A 17,808-nucleotide genomic window follows, 5' to 3' on the forward strand; every position below is an offset into this window, starting at 1 on the left:
GTAGCCGGTATCTGGCAACCTGTAATCCGTGTCCGTTTTTGTCAGGGCCGCGTCACGGCCGGCGCCGCCGCGCCCTTTTCTGTTCAAAATCGACAAAATTTGTCGTATTCCATACTTCATTGTGACATTTTAGCCACTCTTGAATCGAAAAACGTGCCCGAAGCCCAAATTTGCTCGAGACGTAGGCAATTGCTTCCCTGTTCCGCTTGAGTGCCTAGGAGCTTTGTCGCAAAAATCGCGACGAGGATGATTCCAGTATCGGGGAGCCTAAGATTATGAAATCCGCACTGTTTGCCGGCGTCGCCGTGCTCGCGCTCTTCGCGCCCGCCGCCTATGCCGCCGAAGAAATGAAAGATATGAAGCACGAGGAGGCCAAGCCGCTCGTCGCTCTGCCCGAGCCGAACTTCGACGTCCTCGACGCCGGCTTCGATTACGCCTATGGCGCGAAATTCATGTCGGACTACATCGTCCGCGGCATTTCCAACAGCGCCCATCGTCCGGCCGGCAGCGTCTATGAGGAGCTGCGCTACGGCTGGTTCTACACGGGCCTCGCCGCCACCAATGTGACGCTGCCCACGAGCCCGCTCGCCGAGATCGACATCACCGCCGGCATCCGCCCCGTCTGGGGTCCGCTGACGCTGGACTTCGGCGCGATCTACTACGCCTATCCGAGCAACCATCAGCAATGGTTCATCGGCGGCGCGCTGCCGGTCACGACCTTCAAGAACTCCTACACCGCGCTCCCCACCACGGCTTTCGACCCGAGCTATGTCGAGATCTACTTCAAGCCGAGCTGGACGGTGAACGACTATGTGACTCTGGGCGGCCAGGTCGCTTACGATCCGAACTGGAACAACTATAGCGCCCACGCGCTGTATTCCGAGATCAACGCCAAGGTCACGCCCTTCGCCAACACCGATTACTCGGGACTGTCGCTCTCGGGCGCCTTCGGCCATTACTACATCGGCAATTCCAGCCCGGCCTATGGCGGAAGCTATATCGATCCCGACTATGCCTTCCTCGCGACCGGCATTCTCGGCACCAAGGGCTTCAAATTCGCCAGCTACAACACCTGGAACGTCGGCGCTTCCTATAATTGGAACGTCGTCACGCTCGACCTGCGCTACTACGACTCCAATCTGACCCGCGCGGGCTGCTTCCTGAACACCTCCGATCCGGCGGGCAATTTCGTGGCTTCGGTGAACACCATCACCGGCCAGAGCTCGTCGAGCTGGTGCGGCGCGCGCTTCGTCGCCTCGCTGTCGATCGACTTCAGCTCGGCGACCTTCAAGTAAGGCCGTCGAACTCTTTCGACTTCATCCTTCTGGAGACGGACCCGCGGCGACGCGGGTCCGTTTTTTTGTCCGTCATTGCGCGAGGATTTCGACGTCGCGATCCTGCGTCGAGGTCACTTTGAACGTCGTCTGAAACGTCTTGCCCTCGCGGCGGGCGATGGCGACATATTCGCCCTCCGCCAGCGCCAGCGACGGAAAGGCGCCGATCAATTCGCGGATCACGTCGCCGCCCGGCGTCAGCACGGAGAAGGAGGTGTTGGCCAGCGCCTCGCCGCCCGGCGCCTTCACCAGCTTCAGCGTCATGGTCGCGGCGCGATGGCGCAGCGTCGCCTCCGTGACCTTGCCGGCGGGCACGCGCAAATCGGCGGTGACGACGGAATTGGTCGTGTTGTTGTCGCCCTGCGACCCCTGGCTCACATCCAAAAGCGTCGAGACGATGTGATAGGCGCCCTCCGGCAGGCACAGAACCTCGCCGGAGCGGGCGTTGGCGAGCACCAGCTTGGCCTCGGAATTTCCTTTTTCCGGCACATAGATGGAGATGGCGAGCCGCTGCGCCGGCAGCTGATTGTCGCCCAGAGTGTCGATGAGCTTCAGCCCGCCGGCGTTGAGCGTCAACCTCTCGCTGACATTGCGCCCCTCCATGACGACGCGGCGCGTCGCCCCGGCGAGGCCGAAGGCGACATGGACGATATAGGCGCCGTCCGGCAATTGCGCTGAAAAGCTCGCCTCGCGTGATTCCGCGACCAGCTTGCGGGAGCCGTCCGGCTGCGTGGCGTCATCGAAAATCCGCCAGACCAGACCGCTATGCAGCACGGCGGAATCGCTCTGCGTCAGCGCGGCGGAGAGCCGCAATGTCGCGCCGACGACGGGCTTCTCCTCTTCCGCTGGCGCGGCCGGCTTGGCCGAGCGGCCCTTCTGCTGGGCGGGCGGGGCGGCGGTCTGGGCGGCGGCGTCGCCGGCGCCCGCCGCCAGCAGGGTCGAGGCGAGCAGCAGCCGCGATGTGTGGAGGATGAGAAGCTTCATGCGCCGCAAATTGGAGAGGGCGAGACGCCCGGATTCGACGGCCTATTGTGAGGCCCGCCGTCCGCCCTGTCACTCCTCTCGATGAGCGAGCAGGGTGGAGGCGGCGGAGGCGAGATTGGCGAGCGAAAACGGCCGAAATAGGAATTCGACCCGATGGCGTCCCTTCGCCGTCGGCACGCCGCGGAACAGAATATTCGCCTTCACGATCGGCGCCGGCGCGCCGTCGATGCGCGCCTCCCAGCCCGGATAATAGAGATCGTGGAGGACGAGCAATCCGTCCTTGTCCGATTCGACGTCGATGAGAATGCGCTCGTTCTCATAGGAGACGATGGTCGCTTTTCCCTCCGGCCCGCCGGCCGTCGCCGGATCGGCGAGGGCGGGGCCGAGCTTGGGGAGATCCGTCTGATCGACCAGCGCCTCGCGGGCGCCGTCGAAATCGGGAATATCGTCGTCGGCGATGGCGGCGTCCGAATCGACGCCGGCGACATGGGTCGCGACATAGGCGCGCGGCGCGGCGCGGCCGAGCTTGTAGACGTAGATCTGGTCGGAGACGAAGATCGGCAGCGCGTTGGGGCGCGGCATATGGCGCGGCATGCGCGCCAGCGGGCGGCCGAGCACCAGATAATCGAGGCCGAGCAGCCGCGCCAGCTTGCATCTATAGCCGCGGAACGTGCCGGGATAATGCCGCAGATTGGGATCGACGGCGTTGTCGCCCGGCCCGACGGCGCGCTCATAATCGGCGATGCGCAGCGGATTGTAGCCGAGCGTGTCCTCGAGCCCGAGAATCATCGAGGCGTTCTGCCAGCCGCCCGGCAGGCCGAGAATTTCCACGCGCGGGCGCTCGCCCTTGGCTGCGCGCTCGGAAATATCCTTGCGCAGCGCGGCAATGGCGCCGCGCTCGGCGGGCGAGGCCTCGTTGAGAACGGAATAGCGCGTCGCCGGCTCGGCGTTCAGCGGATCGGCGGCGTTGCGCCACAGCAGCTCGCCCCCGGTGGCGGCGACGAGAACAATGGCGACGAGGCCGCGCTTGTCGAATTTGTCGCCGAGCCGCAGAGCCGCCGCCACGGCGCCGGCGGCGCCCAGAGACGCCGCCACGGCGCCCAGAGATTCGAGGCCATGGCCATGGGAGAAGGAGAAGGCCAGCCCGCCGAGGATCAGCGCGAGCGTGACGCCGACCGCCGTGGCGGAAAGCCCATGGGCGAGAGCGGGCGGCATTTTCTGAAAGGGCCGCGGCGCACCATGGGCGACATAGCGATGCAGAAGATAGGCGGCGCTGAGCGCGAAGCCGGCGTTGAGCAGAAAGGCCGCGTCCGCCGGTCGGCGATAGAGCGACACGCCGGGGAAGAAATCATAGACGGCGGAGAAGACGGGCGTCCAGCGGCCGAGCGTGTAGATCAGCGCGGCGGCGAGCATGTAATGGAAAAAGCGCATCTCCTTGGCGAAGATGCGTCCGCCCGCGAGCCCGTGCCAGAAGCCGAGAACGACGGGCGCGGCGCCGATGAAGAGATAGTCGATCGCGCGATCGGTCCAGTCCGGCGCGGCCATCGTGTCATAGCCCGGACCCCAATAATCATAGCTCTTGTCCAGCGAGCCGAAGATGTCGGGCGCGAGCAGAGTGGCGAGATTGACGGGCGCCAGCGAGCCCGCCGCCGCGACGCCGAAGGCGATGCCCGGCCGATTGGAGGCCGCCAGAAATTGCAGCGTCAGCAGCACGGGGACGGCGAGAATGGCGCCGCCCGTCGCGCCCGCGGCCAGCAGCGCCGGCCAGCGGCCGAGCAGATAGTCCAGCGGCCGACGGGAGACCGCGGCGGCGTAGAGCAGGCGGGCGATCAGCACCAGGCAGAAGAGATAGGCGACCTGATCGCGCCCCAGCGCCATCAGGCTGGCGAGAATCCCGAAGCCGACGCCATTGAGCAGGCGCGGGCGCTCCAGCATGACTTCCAGCATCAGTAGCGCGAGCGGGAAGAAGCTGTAGGAGATGATCATCCCCGTATGCTGGAGCCGCGAGGCGGCGACCCCGCCCAGCATGAAGATCATTCCCGCCAGCGCCGAGGCGGAGGGGATGAAGCCGCGCCGCGCGCAGAGCGCCAATATTCCGGCGCCGCCCATCAGCAGATGCGCCAGCACGAAGAGATCGAACTCCTGCATCGTCGCGGCGGGACGCAGCAGCGCGAGGAGGAAGAAGGTCGGCGCGAAGATCAGCGATTGCGGATCGGCGACGGCGGGATGTCCAGCGAAATGATAGGGATTCCAGAGCGGAACGTCGCCCCGGCGCAGCGCCTCGCCGAGAAAGCGGAACATGGGATAGAAATGGTTCTTCGAGTCCCAGGGGACCACCGCGCCGCTCGCCGCCCAGAGGCCGGCGGCCAGCGCCATGAAGAGCGCGATGGCCGCAAAGGCGAGCAAGGCGTCGCGATGCGTCCAGAGATGGACATGGGCGGAATCGGGTCCGGCGAGCGCCCGACGCGTCTCGATGAGCGCGAGCGGGGTGTCCTCGGCGGTCAATGCGCCGAGCGGGCGGTCGCTGATCGACATTTTCGAACCTGTCTCGACTTATCGTGAGCGCTCTGGCGGCGCCGGCGGGCGGCGTCGCGCGATGGCGGCTCGCCTCACGCGGGAACGTCCGGGCAGGCGCGCGTCGCCGCGGCGACGGAGAATGCCCGGGCTCTGATGAAAAAAGCAGGATTTGCTGAAAAGCCGGCTCCCGCCCTTTCCGAATTGGCTCAGATTGATTTCACCTTCATGAACTCGTGATGAACGTTCGGGCGCCGCCTTCTATAGCGCAGGCGCGTCCGCGGCGAAAGTCTGGTTTATCGGTGGGATTTGTGTGGGGTCCAGCGCCAGCTTGCCGGCGAACCCGTTCCGCCGGGCGGCGCGGCATTCGGCGGCGAGGCCGGCTGCGTCGGCGAGATCGGCGAAAGGCGCGTCGATCGCCGCGACGCCGGCCGCCGCGGCGCCGAGCAGAAGCAGAGATCGGGCGGTGGCCAGGGGCTCCGCTCCGCCGTCCGGCGCGGCGCCGAGGGCGCGGCGCAGGGGCTCGGCGTCATAGGCCAGCGCCTCCAGCCGGGGGGAGGCGCCGCCATAGGTCGAAAGCGCGAATATGGCAGCGGGCGTCTGCGTCGCCAAAGCGATGACGCGCGTGGCGCCGTCGGCGCGGCCGCTTTCGGCCTCCGCCACGGCGAGCTTGGCGGAAATATGCTGCACGCTCGCCCCGCCGCAGGCCTGCGGCAGAAAAACGCCGTCCACGCCCGCCGCGACGAGCGCCGCGAGATCGGCGTCTGTGGCGGCGCCGAGCGGCGCGATCAGCGCATAGAGGCGCAGTCCCGGCGGGCGCGGATGCGCGATGAGCGCGGCCGCCCGCCGCCGGATCGACTCACGGGCAGGGCCCGCCGGATCGCCGAGATCGAGCGCCAGAGCATCCGCGCCGCTGGCGAGCGCGGCGGAAAAGGCCTCCTCGCGCGCCGGAACGAGAAGAAATGATCGCATCTTCGCTGCTTCCGTCATCCGCCGCCGTGATCTTAAGCGGGCATTTACCATAAGTCGCGATTCTACCCAGGATCGCGTCAAGTCCGGTCGAGCACCTAGCGCGTTTCCGGCCGAAGCGGACGCCGGCTCGGCGTTGGAAGCGCGTCAGAACAAAAGCAGAGGGTCTTTCCATGGAACATGAAAAGACTCTAGGGCGGAGCCCAGAGCGCCGATGATCGTGAGAAATTTTCTGCAATGGGCGCAAACCGCGCCGACGGCCCTCCGAGTGGAAGGCGCTGCCGCCCTGGCGCGCGCCTATCTGGTGAGCGATCTCGACGCCGCGATGAAGCGCGAGGCGGAGACGGCGCTCGCCGCTCTGCTGGACGATCCCTCGCCGCTGGTGCGCCGGGCGCTGGCCAAGGCCTTCGCCAGCGCGCCCAACGCCCCGCATTCCATCATTTCGGCGCTCGCCAATGATCAATCGGACATCGCCGCCATGGTGCTGTCGCGCTCGCCGCTGCTGACGGAGAGCGAGCTCATTGATTGCGCCGCGATCGGCGACGTCTTCTCGCAGAGCGCCATTGCGCTGCGCGCCCATGTGCCCACCGGCCTCGCCTCGGCCATCGCCGAGATCGGCGCCTGCGAGGCGTTGATCTCGCTCGCGGTCAATCCCGGCGCCGAGCTGCCCGCCTTCGCCATGCGCCGCATGATCGAGCGTTTCGGCGATGACGCGCAGCTGCGCGAGGCGCTGCTCGGCCGGCCGTTCCTGCCGCCGGCGGTGCGCGTCGATCTCGTCGAGGCGACGGCGGAGAGCCTCGCCTCCTTCGTGCTCGATCGCGATTGGCTGTCGCCCGAGCGCACCCGCCGCATCATGCAGGAGGCGCGCGACAAGGCCAATGTCGTCATCGCCGCCACGGCGGCCGATGGCGAGGGCCGCAGAGGCGTGCGCATGCTGGTCGGCCATTTGCGCCGCAAGGCGCGGCTGACGCCGAGCCTCGCTCTGCGCGCGTTGCTCTCCGGCAATCGCGCGCTGTTCGAGGCGACGCTCGCCGAATTGTCCGGCGTGGACGAGGAGAAGGTCGCCGGCCTGACGCGGGATTACGACGGCGCCGGCTTCGCGGCGCTCTATGCGCGCGCGGGAATGCCGGCCAATCTCCTGCCGGCCTATCGCGCCGCGTTGGAGGCGCAGCGCGCCTTTGGTTACGCGGGCGCTCCTTCCGGCGCGCGTCTGTCGCTGGCGATGGTGCAGCGCGTGCTGACATCTTGTGATCACGTCAATTCCGGCGAGCTGGATCGGCTGATGGCGCTGCTGCGCCGTTTCGAGGCCGAGGCGCTGCGCGAGGACGCGCGCGAGGCGGCCGCCGCTCTGACGACGCCGCCGCTCGTCGACATGGCGGCGCTGGAGGCGCAGCTGCTCGTCGCGGCGTGAGGGGGCGATAGTCACGATACAGTCACCGTAGGCGCTTCGAATAGGCCGTTCGATAATTTCTGAACGAGGCCGATTTCATGAAAGCGCTCGCCTTTTCCAATAATGACATTGCCGTCGTGGCTTGGACCTTCGATCACAAGCTCGACGGCTGCCTCGGCTTCGCCGTCTATCGCGTCGACGTCCACGCCAATAGCAAGGCGCCGCTCCCAGCGATGGCGCGCTTCGAGAAGGCGCCCGTCGTCGAGCATCAGACGACCGAGCAAGCGCCGGTGCAGAAATTCTGGTGGAAGGATCTCGGCGCCGAGCGCGGCGTTCTCTATCGCTATGAGATCGTCGCGCTGGGCGGCGCGCCCGGCCATTTGACCCCGCTCGCGGGCGTCGATCCGCTCGTCACCAACGCCATCGTTCTGACGCCCGAGCGCGGCTCGTTCGAGGTCTATTTCAATCGCGGCATCGTCGCCACGCAGGCGGTGACCAAGGCGCTCGGAACGCCGAGCGTCGATCGGCTCATGCGTCATCTCGCCGATCCGAACGACAGCCTGCGGCGGACGCTCGCCGGCCAATTGCCGGAGGGCCTCGTCTCGCTGCTCGATCGCGCCGATCGCGACGGCGGCGAGATTCGCGGCGCGCTCTACGAGCTCAGCGATCCCAAGGGATTGGAGGCGCGGCTCGGCGCCGTCGACCACGGCGATCCGGCGAAGCGCGCGATCATTCTCGGCAATGAGCGCGAGACGGTCGGAAAAGGCGCGGCCAAGGAGGTGAACGAGGACAAGGACGCCGCCGATCGCGCCGCGCTGAAGAAAGCCGGCGTGGCCGTCATCGACCGCATCCTTCCCGACCAGCATATTCCGCACAATAAATTCCTGCTGCTGAAGGAGGGCGGACATCCCGCTGCGGTTCTCACCGGCTCCACCAATTGGACGATGAATGCGCTCGCCGCGCAGACCAATAATGCGCTCATTGTCGAGAATGCCGATGTCGCGGCGCTCTACCAAGCCTATTGGGACCAGCTCGAGAAGGACACGGGCGACGCCGCGCGCAGCGGAAAGTTCCAGAGCCCGGCCTTTCGCGGCTTTGTGAGAGCGCAGAACGAGCAGGCCATGACCGCGCCCGTCGTCCTCGACGGCGGGGCGAAGGCGCATGTGCTCTTCTCGCCGAGCACGAAGACGCTCTGGAGCGCGCATAGCCACGAAAAAGCAGACGATATGGAATTCGTCTTCGATCTCATGCGCAAGGCGAAGCATGCGATATTGTTTCTCGCTTTCGATCCCGGCAATGTCTCCATTCTCGATGTCGCCGGCGAGGCGCTGCGCGCCGATCCGAAGCTCTTCGTGCGCGGCGCGCTGACCAGCCCGCAGCGCGCCAGCAATTTCGCCGCGGCGCTGAAAGGCGAGCGCGACGCCGACGCGCCCGATGGCGAGGTCGCGGTCATCGGCGAGAAAACCGGCCATGGCGCGCAAAAGGACCCGATCGATTATCGCGCGATTCCAGCGGGCCATGTGGGCGCGGACGACGCCTTCGGACAATGGGAAGCCGAGCTGGCCAAGGCGGGCCATGCGATCATTCACGACAAGATCGTCGTCATCGATCCTTTCGACGATGATTGCGTCGTCGTGACCGGCTCACATAATCTCGGCAATCGCGCCTCCCACAACAATGATGAGAATTTCCTTGTCGTTCAGGGACATCGCGGTCTCGCCGAGGCCTATGCCTGCCATGTGCTCGACATCTACGATCATTATGCGTGGCGCTATTGGTTGCATCGCGAGAAGGACAAGTTCGGCCGTCCGCTCGATCCGACGCCCGATTGGCAGGATCGCTATTTCGTGAACGGCGCGCCGACCTCGCCCGAGCTGCGCTTTTGGCTCAGCGCCAGCGCTTCCGTCGCGCCGGCGACGCAGGCCGGGCGCGCGAGGACGATAGCGGGAGCGACGACCACGCGGCGGCGGCGATAGAGCCGGCGCTGGACGAAAGCGCGCTCAATAGCCGAACTGCTCGCGCAATATTCTCTCTTCCAGAGAATGGCCGGCGTCGTGCAGGAGGATGAGATCGGCGCCGTGATCCATCTCGATGTCGACCTGCAGCGCGTCGCGGAATTCGTCGTGATCGGCGACGACGGAGACCGGGCGCTTCTCCGCCTCCAGCACCTCGAGCCGCACCTTGGCGGCGTCCGGCAGCAGCGCGCCGCGCCAGCGCCGCGGGCGAAAGGCGGAGATCGGCGTCAGCGCCATCAAAGGCGCGTCCAGCGGCAATATGGGACCGTTGGCGGAAAGGTTGTAGGCGGTGGAGCCGGCCGGCGTCGCCACCAGCACGCCGTCGGTGATGAGCTCCGGCAGGCGCTCCTTGCCATTCACCAATATGCGCAGCTTGGCGATCTGCGAGCTCTGGCGCAGCAGCGAGACCTCGTTGATCGCATGGGCGGCGAATTCGTCGCCATGCGTGTTGGTGGCGCGCATCAGCAGCGGATGGATGATCGAGGGCTTGGCTTCCGCGATGCGCTTGCGCAGCCCGCTCTCGCGATATTCATTCATCAGAAAGCCGACCGAGCCGCGGTTCATGCCGTAGATCGGCTTGCCGGCGCCCATGAAGCGATGCAGCGTGCGCAGCATCAAGCCGTCGCCGCCGAGCGCGACGATGCAATCGGCCTCCTCCGGCGGAACCTCGCCATATTTGGCGACGAGCCGCGCCCGCGCCTCATCGGCCTCCGGCGTGCCGGAGGAGAGAAAGGCGAGATGCTTGTGATTGTTCGGCGGTTCGCCGGACTCGGACATGGGTGGACCTGGCTCGGCGGGGCCGCGCTGGCGGCGGCGAAGGCCGAACTCCATACACCCGGCGAAGTCGGAAGGAAACGGGAGGCGACGCCGCGCCGCAGGCGAGCGCTAGTCTTTGCCGGTGAACCCCACCCCGTCCGGCTATCGCCGGCCGACCCTCCCCCTAAAGGGGAGGGTGAGCGCGCAGCGCGACCTTCGCGTCAGAGCTTGCGCGTCGCCTGCGCGAGCCATTTGCGCGTCTTGGCGTCGAGATGCGGCGACAATTCCGCGCGCACGCGCGCGTGATAGGCGTTGAGCCAGCGCGTCTCCTCGACGCTCAAGAGCTTCGGATCGACGAGGGCGAGATCGAAAGGCGCGAGGGTGAGCGTCTCGAAGCCGAGCATCTCGCGCTCGGCGCCTTCGATCTCTCGCGTCTCGACGACGATCAGATTCTCGAGGCGAATGCCATATTCGCCGGCGCGATAATATCCCGGCTCGTCGGAGAGGATCATGCCCGGCTGCAAGGGCGTCGTCCCGAGCTTGGAGATACGCTGCGGCCCCTCGTGGACGGAGAGATAGGCGCCGACGCCATGGCCCGTGCCATGGTCGAAATCGAGCCCCGCCTCCCACAGGCTGCGGCGCGCGAAAGCGTCGAGCTGCGCGCCGCTGACGCCCACGGGAAATACGGCGCGGGCGACGCCGATATGGCCCTGCAGCACGCGGGTGAAATGCTCGCGCAATTGCTTGGGCGGCCGGCCGACGCCGATAGTGCGCGTCACATCCGTGGTGCCGTCGAGATATTGCGCGCCGGAATCGACGAGATAGCAGCCGCGCGAGATGCGCAGATCGCTCGCCTCGGTCACGCGATAATGCGGAATGGCGGCGTGCGGGCCGAAGGCGGAGATGGTGGGGAAGGAGAGATCGCGCAGCTCGCCGCTCTCGCGGCGGAAGGTCTCGAGCGCTTGAGCGGCGGAGATTTCCGTGAGCTTTCCTTTGGGCGCCGTCTCCGCGAACCAGGCGAGAAAGCGCGTCAGCGCCACGCCGTCGCGCAAATGCGCGGCGCGCGCGCCTTCGAGCTCAATGTCGTTCTTGATCGCTTTGAGCAGCGCGATCGGATCGTCGCCGAGCTTGGGCTCGCCGCCCTTGTTGCGGAAGAGCTCGACGAGCTTCGCCGGCGCGGTCGCCCCGTCGAACAAGATCGTCAGTCCGCGCGCGCCGGCGTCGGCGAGATCCTCGACGATCTCCGCCGCCTCATAGATATCGACGAGGCCTTCGAGGCCGCTTCTCGTCTTCGCCGAGAGCTTGGCGGGATCGACATAGAGCAGTGGCTTGCCTTCCTTGGGAAGGACGGCGAATGCCAGCGCGATCGGCGTATAGGCGACATCGGCGCCGCGCAGATTGAACAGCCAGGCGAGCGCATGCGGATCGGAGACGAGCAGCGCATCCGCCTCGCCGAGCGCCTTGCGCACGCGCGCGATCTTCGTCTTGGCGGCGACGCCCGCGAGCCGCGGCGGATAGAGCGTTATGGCGCTTTGCGGCGGCTGTGGCCGATCGGTCCAAACAGCGTCGATCGGATTGCGCTCGAGCGGAACCAGCGTGACGCCCTTGCTCTCCAGCGCCTTGGCGTAGCGCTCGATCTGCGCGGGCGTATGCACCCAAGGATCATAGCCGATGCGCGCGCCTTGCTTCGCGGTCTCGGTCAGCCAGCGCGAGGGCGCCGTCTTGGCGATGTCGAGAACGGCGACGCGTTTCGTGTCCACCTGCTCGGGCGCCTGCAGCGTATAGCGTCCGTCGACGAATAGCGCGGCTTTGTCGGCGAGCACGACGACGACGCCGGCCGAGCCGGTGAAGCCGGTGAGCCAGGCGAGGCGTTCCGCCGATTTGGGCACATATTCGTTCTGATGCTCATCGGCGCGGGGCGCGATGAAGCCGTCGATCTCGAGCCGCGCGAGCTCGGCGCGCAGAGCCGCGAGGCGCTCCGCGCTGTCCTGCCCGCAGGCGTCGTCGGCAAAGCTCTGGAATCTGCTCTCGAACATGTCTCGAACCTATGCCCTTCCCCGCTCTGCGGCAATATAGCGGCGCCTGCATGTTCCCGAAAAGTGCGAAGCGGTTTTCGGAAAAGAACATGCAATTCAAATAGCGCTAGAGTCGCTCCGGTTCAGATTGAACCGGAGCGACTCTAGATCTCCTTGGTCTGTCGTGTTTTCTTCACGCGAACCGGTTCCCACTTCGCTCGAAAACACTCTAGAGGCGAGCCGCAACGCCATCAGCGCTTCATCGAGATAGGCGCCCTGCGCCGTCTTCACGGACGCCGGCTCGACGCCATAGATCGTAAATCCCCAACGCTCGTAGAAACGCAGCGCTCTCGCATTGTCGCGCATCACGGTCAGCGTGACGATCTCATATGTCGCGCGCGCATGTTCCAGCAGCGCGGCCATCAGCGCGTCGGCGCCGCCGGCGCCTCTGTGGCGCTCGCGCAGATACATGCCCCAGAGCAGCGCCTTGTGCTTCGTCTTGGCGCCGGCGAAGCCCGCGAGCCCGGCGACGCCGTGCAGCGTCTCGCCCTCGAAAGCGCCGACGACGAAATCATGCGCCAGCCGCGCCGCGACATTCTCGAGCGTGAGATGCGCCTCATCCTCCGGCGCGAAGCGAAACTCGCGCTCGTGCAGGCGAAACCCCTCCTGCCGCAGAGCGTGGAACTCGGCGGCGTCGGCGGTCGTGAGCCGGCGGATCGTCAGCGCCATGGTCGCGGTCGCATCCTCTTTCGTCGCGCTTCGCGTAGCAAGGCGCGCGCCGATTTGCGAATCGCAGCCGCTTCGGCGTTCGTCACGGCGCGCGCGATCCACGCTCCATGCCGAAATGACGCCGTTCCTTCAGTCCTCGTCGTCTTCGTCGTCGGGCAGGCGCCAATCGGGCCGGGGCGCGGCGCCGCCGCTGCGCAGCAGCAGGGTCGCCCAGCCGTCTATGTCGCGGCGCTTCGCCAGCGAAAAGCCCTGCGCGCGATAGGCGGAGAGCACGCCCGGCACATCGCGCGCCAGCAGGCCGGAGAGCACGAGCTCGGCCCCCGGCGCGGCGACGGCGACGATCTTGGGCGCGAGCAGACGCAGTGGCTTGGCGAGAATATTGGCGAAGATCAGGTCATAACGGTCCGGCGCGAGCGCAGGATGGCGCACGCCCACGGCGATGACCGGCCGCACCAGATCGCCGACGCCGTTGAAGCGGGCGTTGACGCCCGCCGTCTCCACCGCCACAGGATCGATATCGCCGCAGGCGATGGGCTGTCGCAGCAGGCGCGCGGCGGCGATGGCGAGCACGCCGGTGCCCGTCCCCACATCCAGCACATTCTGCGGGCGCCGCTGCTTGCAGATTTCCGCGAGAGTCAGCAGGCAGCCGAGCGTTGTGCCGTGGTGGCCGGTGCCGAAGGCCAGCGCCGCCTCTATCTCAATGCCGATGTCGCTCGCGCCGACGCGGCCGCGATCGTGCGAGCCATGGACCAGGAAGCGTCCGGCGCGCACCGGCCGCAGCCCTTCGAGCGAAGCGCCCACCCAATCCTTCTGCGAAATCTCGAAAAATTGCGCGGCCGCGGCGGCCTCCGCGCCGGCGGCGGCCTCGATCAGCGCGCGAATCTGCGCTTCGTCGGGCGGATCGCCGAAATAGACCTCGACGGCCCAGCTTTTTTCATCCGGCTCCTCGAAAGCCGTGGCCGCGGTCTCGGCCGGGTCGAAAGTCTCGACCACGAGATCGGCGATGGCGCGCGCGGATGTTTGGTCGCAGACGAGGCGCAGGCCGTGGCTGGCGCCATTGGGGGGAAGTCCTTCGAGCATGTGCGCGCTTAGCACGCCCACGCCGCGCCGTCATCCGGCTCCGTCCGTCAAGTCGGCCAGCGCTGCGATCAGGGCTCGACATTCGCTAGAATGTTAGTATGCTAGCAATTATGGCGGATGACGAGGTCAAGCAGTTCAACGTGTATTTGCCGCTCGGGCTGATCCGGCGGGTCAAGCACCACGCCATAGAGACGGAGCAATCCCTCTCGGCCTTGGTCGCCGCCGCGCTGCGCCAATATCTCGACGCGCGCGAGCAAGCCGCCCACTCACCAAAAGAGGAGAGCCGAGATGACGACAAAGGGCGTTGAAGCCATTTTCCTGACCACCCACAATTGGGGCAAAGCGGCGAAATTCTTCCAGTCTCTCGGCTACGCGCTGGAGTTCGAGACGGATCACAACTCCGGCCAGCTCCGCAACGGCGCCGGCCCTTATCTCTTCATCGCCGAAATTCCCGAGAGCGAGACGCCGCAGACGCGCCTGGTCTTGAATGTCGCCGACGAGGAGGCGTTTCGCCTCGACCCGTCGATCGACATCGTCTCGCCCTTTGCGGATACGCATTGGGGAACGCGGGAAATGACCATCCGCGATCCCGACGGGCGGATATGGAGCCTGCAGGCGCCAGCCGGACGCTGACGCCCCGAGCGAAAGAGCCGAAGGCGCGTCAGCTCTTCGGCTTCGCTTGAATTTCCTTCTTGCTGAAATTGGACAGCTCGCCCTCGGCGGCGGCCGCCTTGCGCCAGGATTTGGCGATGGCGGGATATTTGATCTCGACGCAGATTTTGGCGACCTGCTGCTGCAATTTCTCGCTTCCGCAAGATGGGCAGACGGGCGTGTCCGAAGCGCTGACCAGCAGTTCGAACTCCGCATGGCAATCTTGGCATTCATAGGAGTAGAGCGGCATTCGTTTCCTCGTCCATTCCTCTCGTCGGCACACAGGCGCCTAATTTTGAAGCAATAACCGTGCCGGCGACGCGCGAGCAAAAAGCCGATTGGAACGTCTTTCGCTTTGCGTAGAGTGTGCAGCTCTCTTTCAAAACCGCGGGCGCCATGTGCTCAGATCAAAGGACGTCCTCGGCTCGTCTGACGGCCCGTTTCATCCCAACGCTCGAGCAGATCGACGCAGCGGCCTGGGACGCGCTCGCCAATCCGCCCGGCCTCACCGCCGAGGAGGCCGGCGGCGAGCGGCACAATCCATTTATCTCCAGCGCCTTTCTGCTGGCGCTGGAGCGCTCCAAATCGGTCGGCGGACGCAGCGGTTGGACGCCGCTCTACACGATATTGGAAGACGCCGAGGGACGCCTCGTCGCGGCCGCGCCCTCCTATGTGAAGATGCACAGCATGGGAGAATATGTCTTCGATTTCGGCTGGGCTCAGGCCTATGAGAACGCCGGCGGGCGCTATTATCCCAAGGTGCAGGTCGCGGTTCCCTTCACCCCGGCGACGGGGCGGCGGCTGCTCGTCGCCCGCGACGCGCCGGAAGGCGCGCTGCCGGGCCTGATCCATGCTCTGCGCGCGTTGCGCCAGGCGGCGGAGGCCTCCTCCATCCATGTCACCTTCGCGACAGAGGGCGAGGTCGGGGCCCTGGCGGCCGAGGGCTTCGCGCCGCGCGCCGGCGAGCAGTTTCATTTCTTCAACGAAGGCTACCGGGAGTTCGACGATTTCCTCGCCGCGCTCTCCTCGCGCAAGCGCAAGACGATCAAGCGCGAGCGCCGCGACGCGCTGGGCGACGACGTCTCGATCGATCTTCTGACCGGCGCGGACATAGAGCCCGCGCATTGGGAGAAATTCTACGCCTTCTATATGGACACGGGCGCGCGCAAATGGGGGCGGCCCTATCTGACGCGCGATTTCTTCGATCGCATCGGCGAGACCATGGCGGACCGCATCCTCCTGGTGATGGCGCGGCGCGATGGGCATTACATCGCCGGGGCGATCAATTTTCTCGGCGACGACGCCATTTACGGCCGCAATTGGGGCGCGCTGGAGGAGCGGCCCTTTCTGCATTTCGAGGTCTGCTATTATCAGGCGATCGAATACGCCATTCGCCACGGCTATAAGCGCGTGGAGGCCGGCGCCCAGGGCGAGCACAAGCTGGCGCGCGGCTATCGGCCCGTCGCCACCCATTCGGCGCATGATTTCGCCGACGCGCGGCTGCGGACCGCGGTGGTCGAGTTTCTCTCGCGCGAGAAAGTGGCCGTGGACGAGGCCATCGCCGATTATGAGGCGAGCCTGCCCTTCCGCCGCGAGGAAGAGGGCGGCTCCGAAGCCTGAAGACGTGCGATCAGTCCGCGGGCGGGGTTTTCGCAGTTTCTCCCTTTTCCCCTTCGTTCGGCGATTGCGCTGCCGCCTTGCGTCGGCGCAGATTGGCCCTCAGCGCGGCGGCCAGCGCCGCGGCGTTCTTCTTGGGCGGCGGGGGCGGCTGGCGGCGCTTCTTTCCTTCCTCGGTCATAGCTGGGCTCGATCTTGCGGCTCTTTGTCGGCTTCTGCCTCTTCCTCGCGCTGATCGGCGCGGCGGGAATGGCTCTGTCTCTGTTTTACGCCCCGCCGCCCGCGCCGGACAGCGGGGAAATGCCGCCCGCCTTCGGATTCGGCATGCTTTTGGTCGAGCTCGCGGCGGCTTTTTGTCTCGGCGGGCTGCTCGTCGCGGCGCTCGTTCGGCCGACCAGGCGGCTCCGCTAGAGTATTCGTTTCCAGCCGTCTAGCCGGCACGAAACTTGCTGCCATTTTGCGCGAAGTTCAATCCAGCACGAGTGGCGACGACAATGCAAACGACTTTCATCAGAAATACCGACGATGGCCACAAAGTCGAAGTCATCGGTCCTTATGTCTGTGTGGACGGCAAGCCGGTCGCCGATCGCGTCGTCGAGGTCAAGGACCATCCCAATCGCTTGAGGATTCTGCACACGCTGCCCAACGCGGCCTTCATGGCCGGCCCGGTGGTTCTGACGGCCGAGGAGGCCTCCCTGGTGCGTGGCGCGCTGCTGCAGGCCAAGCCCTCGCCGACCGATCCGGTCGCGATCAACGAGCAGCTGCGCAACGCCATCAACATGCGCAATCGTGAGGCGGGCATAGAGTAAGCCGGAGAGGCGGCCCTCTCCCCGACCCTTCCCCGCTTTGCGGGAGAGGGAGCAGTTTCCGCGTTTCATCGAGAGTTCGCGTAACGCCCGCCATCTCCTCTCCCGCTAAGCGGGGGAGGGTGAGGGAGGGGGCGTCGCAGCCTCAATAATCGACGGCGACGAGATAGAGCCCATGCGGCGGGGCGACCTGACCGCAGCGGGTCCTGTCCTTCGCCTCGAGCGCCGCGCGCAGATCGTCGGCGCTCCATCTGCCGGAGCCGACATGCTCCAGCGAGCCGGCCAGCGAGCGCACCTGATTGTGCAGGAATGACCGCGCCGAGGTGACGATCTCTATGACGTCGCCTATGCGCCGCACATCGAGCCGCTCCAGCGTCCGCACCGGCGAGTTGGCCTGACATTCGGTCGAGCGGAATGTCGTGAAATCATGCCGGCCGACCAGCGCCTGCGCGGCCGCGTGCATGGCCTGTGCGTCCAGCGGGCGCTTCACATGCCAGGCGCGGCCGAGCTGCAGCGTCAGCGGCGCGCGGCGATTGTCGATCACATAGCGATAATGCCGCTGAATGGCGGAGAAGCGCGCCTCGAATGTCGGCGCGACGCGGCGCGTCTCCAGCACGGCGATGGGCGACGGCCGCAAATGGGCGTTGAGCGCATCGCGCAGGCGATCCTCGCGCCACTCGCGCGAGAGATCGACATGGCCGACCTGCCCCAGCGCGTGCACGCCGGCGTCGGTGCGCCCGGCGCCATGCAGCACGCGCCGCGCGCCATGCTCGAGCGCGGCGACCGCCTCCTCCAGCCGCTGCTGGATGGACACGCCATTCTCCTGCCGCTGCCAGCCGACGAAGGGCGAGCCGTCATATTCGATGGTGAGAGCGTAGCGGAATGCCGCGCGCCCACCCTCCCCGTCAGGGGGAGGCGGGGCGCCTGTGTCGGATATCGTCGTCACTG

The 17,808-nt window shown here is 66.4% G+C and carries 18 protein-coding genes; 8 read left to right on the forward strand and 10 right to left on the reverse strand.

Features of this window, described 5'->3' with window-relative positions; all coding sequences use genetic code 11:
• Positions 1 to 275 precede the first annotated feature (275 nt).
• Entirely contained in the window at positions 276 to 1,295 is a 1,020-nt protein-coding gene (locus ACT53T_RS01735; protein ID WP_400770162.1) for a TorF family putative porin, read from the forward strand.
• A 72-nt stretch (positions 1,296 to 1,367) separates the two neighbouring features.
• Here ACT53T_RS01735 and ACT53T_RS01740 read toward each other — a convergent pair whose 3' ends face one another.
• The 3 genes from ACT53T_RS01740 to ACT53T_RS01750 all read right to left on the reverse strand — a co-directional run bounded on the left by ACT53T_RS01740 (position 1,368) and on the right by ACT53T_RS01750 (position 5,804).
• Positions 1,368 to 2,318 (reverse strand): hypothetical protein, encoded by a 951-nt coding sequence (locus tag ACT53T_RS01740; protein ID WP_400770161.1) that lies wholly within the window; start codon positions 2,316 to 2,318, stop codon positions 1,368 to 1,370.
• A 69-nt stretch (positions 2,319 to 2,387) separates the two neighbouring features.
• Positions 2,388 to 4,853: a YfhO family protein gene (locus ACT53T_RS01745; protein ID WP_476159681.1), complete on the reverse strand. Its 2,466-nt coding sequence runs from the start codon at positions 4,851 to 4,853 to the stop codon at positions 2,388 to 2,390.
• 240 nt (positions 4,854 to 5,093) lie between these two features.
• Positions 5,094 to 5,804 carry an aldolase/citrate lyase family protein gene (locus ACT53T_RS01750; protein ID WP_476159682.1) on the reverse strand — a complete coding sequence of 237 codons (711 nt, stop codon included), beginning with the start codon at positions 5,802 to 5,804 and terminating at the stop codon, positions 5,094 to 5,096.
• A 211-nt stretch (positions 5,805 to 6,015) separates the two neighbouring features.
• Between ACT53T_RS01750 and ACT53T_RS01755 the strand changes: the two genes are divergently transcribed.
• The gene (locus tag ACT53T_RS01755; RefSeq protein WP_476159683.1) at positions 6,016 to 7,212 is read left to right on the forward strand and encodes a DUF2336 domain-containing protein; all 1,197 of its coding nucleotides are present in this window, start codon (positions 6,016 to 6,018) and stop codon (positions 7,210 to 7,212) included.
• 77 nt (positions 7,213 to 7,289) lie between these two features.
• Positions 7,290 to 9,167, forward strand: a complete 1,878-nt coding sequence (locus tag ACT53T_RS01760) for a phospholipase D-like domain-containing protein (protein ID WP_476159684.1) — start codon at positions 7,290 to 7,292, stop codon at positions 9,165 to 9,167.
• Positions 9,168 to 9,191: 24 nt separating this feature from the next.
• Here the strand turns inward: ACT53T_RS01760 and ACT53T_RS01765 are convergent, their stop codons facing one another.
• The 4 genes from ACT53T_RS01765 to ACT53T_RS01780 form a co-directional block, all read right to left on the reverse strand.
• Positions 9,192 to 9,983, reverse strand: coding sequence for an NAD kinase (locus ACT53T_RS01765; RefSeq protein ID WP_476159685.1), 792 nt, complete (start codon positions 9,981 to 9,983; stop codon positions 9,192 to 9,194).
• 200 nt (positions 9,984 to 10,183) lie between these two features.
• Positions 10,184 to 11,998 (reverse strand): aminopeptidase P family protein, encoded by a 1,815-nt coding sequence (locus ACT53T_RS01770; protein WP_476159686.1) that lies wholly within the window; start codon positions 11,996 to 11,998, stop codon positions 10,184 to 10,186.
• Between the two features lie 96 nt (positions 11,999 to 12,094).
• Positions 12,095 to 12,706, reverse strand: a complete 612-nt coding sequence (locus ACT53T_RS01775) for an N-acetyltransferase family protein (protein ID WP_476159687.1) — start codon at positions 12,704 to 12,706, stop codon at positions 12,095 to 12,097.
• A gap of 129 nt (positions 12,707 to 12,835) precedes the next feature.
• Positions 12,836 to 13,786 (reverse strand): 50S ribosomal protein L11 methyltransferase, encoded by a 951-nt coding sequence (locus ACT53T_RS01780; RefSeq protein WP_476159688.1) that lies wholly within the window; start codon positions 13,784 to 13,786, stop codon positions 12,836 to 12,838.
• 98 nt (positions 13,787 to 13,884) lie between these two features.
• Between ACT53T_RS01780 and ACT53T_RS01785 the strand changes: the two genes are divergently transcribed.
• Positions 13,885 to 14,094, forward strand: a complete 210-nt coding sequence (locus ACT53T_RS01785; RefSeq protein ID WP_476159689.1) for a ribbon-helix-helix protein, CopG family — start codon at positions 13,885 to 13,887, stop codon at positions 14,092 to 14,094.
• Positions 14,075 to 14,419: a VOC family protein gene (locus tag ACT53T_RS01790; RefSeq protein ID WP_018267234.1), complete on the forward strand. Its 345-nt coding sequence runs from the start codon at positions 14,075 to 14,077 to the stop codon at positions 14,417 to 14,419. The genes ACT53T_RS01785 and ACT53T_RS01790 overlap by 20 nt, the downstream gene beginning before the upstream one ends.
• Positions 14,420 to 14,447: 28 nt before the next feature.
• Here ACT53T_RS01790 and ACT53T_RS01795 read toward each other — a convergent pair whose 3' ends face one another.
• Entirely contained in the window at positions 14,448 to 14,687 is a 240-nt protein-coding gene (locus ACT53T_RS01795; RefSeq protein ID WP_018267233.1) for an FmdB family zinc ribbon protein, read from the reverse strand.
• 146 nt (positions 14,688 to 14,833) lie between these two features.
• Here ACT53T_RS01795 and ACT53T_RS01800 point away from each other — a divergent pair, with 146 nt between their 5' ends.
• Complete coding sequence (locus ACT53T_RS01800; protein ID WP_476159692.1) at positions 14,834 to 16,057, forward strand: GNAT family N-acetyltransferase; 1,224 nt, start codon at positions 14,834 to 14,836, stop codon at positions 16,055 to 16,057.
• A gap of 10 nt (positions 16,058 to 16,067) precedes the next feature.
• On the opposite strand, the gene ACT53T_RS01805 is transcribed toward ACT53T_RS01800, so the two are convergent.
• Complete coding sequence (locus ACT53T_RS01805) at positions 16,068 to 16,235, reverse strand: hypothetical protein (protein WP_400770150.1); 168 nt, start codon at positions 16,233 to 16,235, stop codon at positions 16,068 to 16,070.
• Positions 16,236 to 16,249: 14 nt separating this feature from the next.
• Between ACT53T_RS01805 and ACT53T_RS01810 the strand changes: the two genes are divergently transcribed.
• Positions 16,250 to 16,465, forward strand: coding sequence for a hypothetical protein (locus ACT53T_RS01810; protein WP_476159693.1), 216 nt, complete (start codon positions 16,250 to 16,252; stop codon positions 16,463 to 16,465).
• An 83-nt stretch (positions 16,466 to 16,548) separates the two neighbouring features.
• Positions 16,549 to 16,863: a hypothetical protein gene (locus ACT53T_RS01815; protein WP_018267229.1), complete on the forward strand. Its 315-nt coding sequence runs from the start codon at positions 16,549 to 16,551 to the stop codon at positions 16,861 to 16,863.
• Positions 16,864 to 17,005: 142 nt separating this feature from the next.
• On the opposite strand, the gene truA is transcribed toward ACT53T_RS01815, so the two are convergent.
• Complete coding sequence (gene truA, locus ACT53T_RS01820) at positions 17,006 to 17,797, reverse strand: tRNA pseudouridine(38-40) synthase TruA (RefSeq protein WP_476159722.1); 792 nt, start codon at positions 17,795 to 17,797, stop codon at positions 17,006 to 17,008.
• Between the last annotated feature and the right edge of the window lie 11 nt (positions 17,798 to 17,808).

It is taken from the genome of Methylosinus sp. DMC45 (genome assembly GCF_056313885.1).

Coding starts and splice junctions, on each gene's coding strand:
- ACT53T_RS01795 (WP_018267233.1), bottom strand. CDS start 14,687: ATGCCGCTCTACTCCTATGAATGCCAAGATTGCCATGCGGAGTTCGAA.
- ACT53T_RS01745 (WP_476159681.1), bottom strand. CDS start 4,853: ATGTCGATCAGCGACCGCCCGCTCGGCGCATTGACCGCCGAGGACACC.
- ACT53T_RS01765 (WP_476159685.1), bottom strand. CDS start 9,983: ATGTCCGAGTCCGGCGAACCGCCGAACAATCACAAGCATCTCGCCTTT.
- ACT53T_RS01815 (WP_018267229.1), top strand. CDS start 16,549: ATGCAAACGACTTTCATCAGAAATACCGACGATGGCCACAAAGTCGAA.
- ACT53T_RS01770 (WP_476159686.1), bottom strand. CDS start 11,998: ATGTTCGAGAGCAGATTCCAGAGCTTTGCCGACGACGCCTGCGGGCAG.
- ACT53T_RS01805 (WP_400770150.1), bottom strand. CDS start 16,235: ATGACCGAGGAAGGAAAGAAGCGCCGCCAGCCGCCCCCGCCGCCCAAG.
- ACT53T_RS01790 (WP_018267234.1), top strand. CDS start 14,075: ATGACGACAAAGGGCGTTGAAGCCATTTTCCTGACCACCCACAATTGG.
- ACT53T_RS01740 (WP_400770161.1), bottom strand. CDS start 2,318: ATGAAGCTTCTCATCCTCCACACATCGCGGCTGCTGCTCGCCTCGACC.
- ACT53T_RS01785 (WP_476159689.1), top strand. CDS start 13,885: ATGCTAGCAATTATGGCGGATGACGAGGTCAAGCAGTTCAACGTGTAT.
- ACT53T_RS01755 (WP_476159683.1), top strand. CDS start 6,016: ATGATCGTGAGAAATTTTCTGCAATGGGCGCAAACCGCGCCGACGGCC.
- ACT53T_RS01750 (WP_476159682.1), bottom strand. CDS start 5,804: ATGCGATCATTTCTTCTCGTTCCGGCGCGCGAGGAGGCCTTTTCCGCC.
- ACT53T_RS01800 (WP_476159692.1), top strand. CDS start 14,834: ATGTGCTCAGATCAAAGGACGTCCTCGGCTCGTCTGACGGCCCGTTTC.
- ACT53T_RS01760 (WP_476159684.1), top strand. CDS start 7,290: ATGAAAGCGCTCGCCTTTTCCAATAATGACATTGCCGTCGTGGCTTGG.
- ACT53T_RS01775 (WP_476159687.1), bottom strand. CDS start 12,706: ATGGCGCTGACGATCCGCCGGCTCACGACCGCCGACGCCGCCGAGTTC.
- ACT53T_RS01780 (WP_476159688.1), bottom strand. CDS start 13,786: ATGCTCGAAGGACTTCCCCCCAATGGCGCCAGCCACGGCCTGCGCCTC.
- ACT53T_RS01735 (WP_400770162.1), top strand. CDS start 276: ATGAAATCCGCACTGTTTGCCGGCGTCGCCGTGCTCGCGCTCTTCGCG.